This window comes from Streptomyces niphimycinicus, assembly GCF_018883605.1.
GTDB classification, from domain to species: domain Bacteria; phylum Actinomycetota; class Actinomycetes; order Streptomycetales; family Streptomycetaceae; genus Streptomyces; species Streptomyces niphimycinicus.
In genome coordinates this window covers 1-1,068 of the sequence record NZ_JAHLEM010001138.1, presented here as the reverse complement: position 1 = coordinate 1,068, position 1,068 = coordinate 1, and the positions used below count along the sequence as shown (strand labels likewise).

Annotated in this window: 1 protein-coding gene; it reads left to right on the top strand. The window is 70.4% G+C overall.

Annotation, left to right across the window (positions count from 1 at the left end; all coding sequences use genetic code 11):
• Positions 1–1,068: type I polyketide synthase (locus KN815_RS48255; protein WP_253209720.1), on the top strand; the 1,068-nt coding region annotated here is incomplete at both ends.

Genomic DNA, 1,068 nt, shown 5'->3' with positions numbered 1-1,068 from the left:
AGTACGGCCACCCAACTGCGATTCCCGGCTTCCGTGATCTTCGACTACCCGACCCCGACGGCGCTCGCCGAGCATGTGTGCGGGGAGGCGCTAGGGCTGGCCGAAGAGATACAGATACCGCACACGCCGAGTGCCGTGGACGACGATCCGATCGTGATCGTCGGGATGAGCTGCCGCTTCCCCGGTGGTGTGGACTCTCCGGAGGCACTGTGGCGGCTGGTCAGCGCCGGGGACGACGCCGTATCGCCCTTCCCCTCCGACCGTGGCTGGGATCTGGCCGGTGTGTACGACGCCGACGCCACTCGCTCGGGCCGGTCGTACGTTCGCTCCGGTGGCTTCCTCCACGACGCGGCCGAGTTCGACGCCGGGTTCTTCGGGATCTCGCCGCGTGAGGCGATGGCGATGGATCCGCAGCAGCGGCTGCTGCTGGAGGCGTCATGGGAGGCGTTCGAGCGGGCCGGAATCCCGGCGTCGACGCTCAAGGGCAGCCAGACCGGTGTCTTCGTGGGCGCGTCCGCGCAGGGCTACGGCGGCGGAGACGGGCAGGCCCCGGAAGGCTCCGAGGGATACCGTCTGACCGGCAACGCGAGCAGTGTGGTGTCCGGTCGGGTGGCCTACACGTTCGGGTTGGAGGGCCCGGCGGTGACGGTGGACACGGCGTGTTCTTCCTCGCTGGTGGCACTGCACTGGGCGGTGCGGGCACTGCGGTCGGGCGAGTGTTCTCTCGCCCTGGCAGGCGGGGTGACGGTGATGGCGACCCCCGCCACCTTCGTGGAGTTCTCGCGCCAACGCGGCCTGGCCGCCGATGGCCGCTGCAAGTCCTTCGCCGCCGGTGCGGACGGGACGGGCTGGTCCGAGGGTGTCGGCATGCTGCTGGTCGAGCGGCTGTCGGACGCCGAGCGGAACGGCCACCCGGTGCTGGCCGTGGTTTCCGGCTCCGCGGTGAATCAGGATGGTGCGTCGAATGGGTTGACGGCGCCGAATGGTCCGTCGCAGCAGCGGGTGATCCGGCAGGCGCTGGCGAGCGCCGGACTTGCTGCCCGGGATGTGGATGCGGTGGAGGCGCAC